Source organism: Mesotoga infera (genome assembly GCA_011045915.1).
Lineage (GTDB): Bacteria > Thermotogota > Thermotogae > Petrotogales > Kosmotogaceae > Mesotoga > Mesotoga infera_D.
Genome location: DSBT01000379.1, coordinates 1 through 3,742 on the forward strand (window position 1 = coordinate 1; position 3,742 = coordinate 3,742).

A 3,742-nucleotide genomic window follows, 5' to 3' on the forward strand; every position below is an offset into this window, starting at 1 on the left:
ATCTGAAGAAGCAGAAGAGCTCCTCCGGGGCCAAAGAAAAGGAATAGTAGGAGCCTGGGAATGTCGTTGAAGGCATCTGGAATGAAACAAGTTATCGTTCCAATTCCACCAATGATAATTCCCGCAGCCACAACGAGTTTTGATCGTTTCAAATCACCAAAGGGCGTTTTCCCCATTGAAATTGTCTGCAGGGAGAACATTACCAGCAGAAGCCCGTAAAGTCCATTCTCATAGTAAGGAAGGCCGCCGGTCGCAACTGGAAAAAGCAAGGTACCGGTAATGAGAAGAATGAGCCCGGCTATCATCAAGATTACTACTTCAAGAGACAGCTCCGATTCATCAATAACCTTTGCTAGATTCATAGGCATCTTACCCTATCAATAGTAGTTTCCTTTGGTTCTGTAGTTCTCCAGTCTTTCTGCAGCCAAATTCAGTGCAAACTCATCAAATTTCTCTCGATCTGTTCTGTACATTTCGTCAAAATCGCGATATTTCTGCGGGAAGACTATCATCAGATCTCCTTTCTCCATCTTCTCGAATATGTAATTCACAGCATCCTCAACTGGTATTGAATCCGGTGGAGGTGTCATACCTCTAAAGATAGCGGTCCTCACATTTCCCGGGCAAACAACACTGAATCTCAAACCCTCATTTTGAAGCTCATAATACAAGCTTTCAGTGATAGTCTTCACCGCGCTTTTTGTACCTGCATAAAGCGCCTGATATGGAATTGGAACCAATCCCGCTATAGAAGCTGTATTTACTATGTGACCCGATTTCTGCTCCCTCATAATCGGTATGGCGTGGTAGGTCCCGTAGATCACTCCCCAAAGGTTGATATCTACTACTTTCCTCCAGGTTTCGAAGGTCACCATCTCGGTTGGGATCGTCATTCCGATCCCTGCGTTGTTGAACACAAAGTCAAGATGTCCTTCGTGCTCCTTGGCAGACATGATTAGCTTCTCAACGTGATCTTCCTTTGTGACATCGGTAAGGAAAGGCACCGCTTCACCTTCATACTTTGAATTCAACCTTTCCGATTCTCTATCGAGATTCTCCTGACTTACATCTGCCATAAACACAGCCTTCGCGCCCCTGGAAAGAATCTCCTCGGTCAGACCGAGTCCAATTCCTGAGGCCGCACCAGTAACAACCGCAACTTTCTTTTCGAAGTATTCGTTCATCTCTTCATCCTCCTATAACCTATGGAAGTATCCTTGAATCGCCGACATTCAACCTGACAATTCCTTTGGCCATTCTTGACGAAGTAACCCTTCTGATCGGCAAGGCCTCCAATGACCTTATGATTCTTGTCTGCAAAGGGTGCTGCTCGTATGACAGGCCTGTCCATTCCAAAGCTCCTGTACCGCTCCACATTTTCTTCAAAACCATCTCTTGAGGATATAGAGTAGCATGACTAAGGGTAGCTCCACCCTTTCCGAGATTAGGCAGGTGCCTCCACCCGAACAGATTGATCTTAGGATTTTTGTTGAGTTCTGCCAGTATTTCGTCGCTCGCTTCATCTCCTCTATGAAGATCAATCTTCAGGAAGGTAAACTGCTCATAGCTTGCCGCTACAAACCAGTGATTCTCCAGATGGCGCTCAGAAGAGATGTCTGCGAAAACTTTCGGTACTCCGTCCTCTTCGCGGCCCCCGATTATCGGACAGGTCTTGTTCTCCCATACGACAAGCGCATATACTCCTTCGAGACCCTCTGAATTTCCAACATACTTCACAGGTGTCGTCACCTGGATGAGCCTGTACTCTCCCCCAATCATCCAATCTACATCCCTGCAATTGGTATACTGAACATTGACAACCGGCTCCTTCAGTTCGAAGTCTTCAGGAATGTAGTTCAAAAGAACTTCTTCGTCCGTTTCATACTCCACGGTGATAACAATATTGTCCCCGTAGACTACCCTTATCGGGTAGAAAGGATCGCCACCAAAGTGCGCAGGCATCTTGTAGATGAAGTCCTCGTTCAACACGAATTTCCCTTTTTTCCCAGACACTTCACTTCCTCCTCTCATCACGATGAATAATGGAACTCAATATCCTGCCGCACGCATATTCTTCTAGACCCACAAGATTCTGGAAATTATCTCGGGAAATTTGCTCTATCATGGCTCTTTAATGAATCTAAAACCATCTGGCAATCGTCGAAAAACTGGTAGATGAAGTCAGGACGAATAGGGATTGTAATGAGAAGCCCGGTCTCTAGTTCATGTTAATTAGATCACAATGCCTAATGAACTTCCAAGCAAAAATGAATGCATGACAACACGAGCAATAAGCTTAATGTTGAAGTAATATCAGCATAAATTATGTCGCTACATTCCCAATGATTTTGTCCCAGAGGCCTTGCTTCATAGTTTCTCTTTAACGACACGGAACAGCGATTTTGATCGATCAGTAGTGCTATCATATTTCCCCATATATAATCGCTGTTCAGTAGCTGTAAAAGATTCCAATGTCAAAGGTTCAAACACTGTATAATTGGAGCAAATTCGCGCTTCTTTGTAGATTCCGTAGTTAGTCCGAGAAAGAATGCGCTTTTTGCACGGAGGGGATGGAGAATGAAGAAACGCTTTCTGACCGCACTCTCGATATTGGCGATAATCGTCCTGTTATCTGGGTGTCTTTTTTTCGGACTTCCAAACTTGAACGGTAGCTGGGATGCCGTGATGCTTTATTCCGATGGATCATCCGACATTGCAACTTTTCATATTGAACAGCACGTAGTCTACAATTACAGGGGCAGATTCTGTCTTAATTCAACCTGTAAAGAGCTCTTTGGAATGATCTCGAACGATCATGAGGTAAGCATCAACACGTGGACCTCTGAAAGCGGAATAGATTTCGCTGGATCAGTTAACAAGAATACGATGTCGGGAACCTTCACAATATTCGAACCCTTTGCTGAAGGAACTTGGGAGGCAACTAGACGTTAAGCCGACATATTCGTAAAATCAGCAAGTGGGTAAGAGTTACCTTTCTAAAACTGCCTTAGAATCCATATATTCATCTCACATATTGATCTCTGGAACCCTAGTCTTAGAAACATGGGTCGAGCACTCTGAGTTATTGCATACTGCTCTGTGAGTTTTGACCAGAAAACCTTCAGACCAAATCTGTTATCATCTTCTTGAGTAACTTCATGGAGGCATAAAATGACAACAATATATCTGATGCGCCACGGCCAGAGTCAGGCAAATGTTGAAAGGATATTCGCAAATAGCAATGAAGGTTTCCCGCTTACAGAAGAAGGGATACGGCAGGCCGAAATGGCGGCGCGCTTTTTAAGATTAAAGAATATACGCAGGATATATTCCTCGCCGATATTGAGAGCAATTGAGACATCGAGCATAGTATCTTCAGAATTGGAAATTGAGGCCAAACCCCTGGACGAAATCAGGGAGTTTCACGTCGGTGAACTTGAGGGCAAGTTGATTGAAGGCGAAGCAGCGAGCGCATTCCTGAAGCTTGTAGGAGACTGGATCGGGGGTAAGAAAGATGAGCGAATTCCCGAGGGTGAGAGCCATAGACAGGTCATAACACGATTCTGGAAAGCGATTAATACCATCTTAGATGAATGCCCAGAGGGAGAAGTCCTGGCCATAAGTCACGGAGGCTTTCTGTCAATGACACTTCCCTTCGTCTGCAACGGGATCGACCCCAGGAGTTTTTTCTCGAGATCAGGCATTTCGATAACAAACTGTGCAATTACAACTGTGAAAGCTC

5 protein-coding genes are annotated in these 3,742 nt (G+C 44.7%); 2 read left to right on the forward strand and 3 right to left on the reverse strand.

What is annotated here, in order from left to right:
- From ENN47_12345 to ENN47_12355, 3 genes are all read right to left on the reverse strand, one after another.
- The coding region (locus ENN47_12345) for a hypothetical protein (protein ID HDP78939.1) at positions 1-362 on the reverse strand (362 nt) is incomplete at its 3' end.
- 15 nt (positions 363-377) lie between these two features.
- The gene (locus ENN47_12350; GenBank protein ID HDP78940.1) at positions 378-1,184 is read right to left on the reverse strand and encodes an SDR family oxidoreductase; all 807 of its coding nucleotides are present in this window, start codon (positions 1,182-1,184) and stop codon (positions 378-380) included.
- 19 nt (positions 1,185-1,203) lie between these two features.
- Positions 1,204-2,013: an acetoacetate decarboxylase gene (locus tag ENN47_12355; GenBank protein ID HDP78941.1), complete on the reverse strand. Its 810-nt coding sequence runs from the start codon at positions 2,011-2,013 to the stop codon at positions 1,204-1,206.
- Positions 2,014-2,577: 564 nt separating this feature from the next.
- Between ENN47_12355 and ENN47_12360 the strand changes: the two genes are divergently transcribed.
- Together ENN47_12360 and ENN47_12365 are read left to right on the forward strand one after the other, a co-directional pair.
- Complete coding sequence (locus ENN47_12360; protein ID HDP78942.1) at positions 2,578-2,952, forward strand: hypothetical protein; 375 nt, start codon at positions 2,578-2,580, stop codon at positions 2,950-2,952.
- 219 nt (positions 2,953-3,171) lie between these two features.
- Positions 3,172-3,742, forward strand: a 571-nt coding sequence (locus ENN47_12365) for a histidine phosphatase family protein (GenBank protein HDP78943.1), incomplete at its 3' end; no start/stop codon positions are given.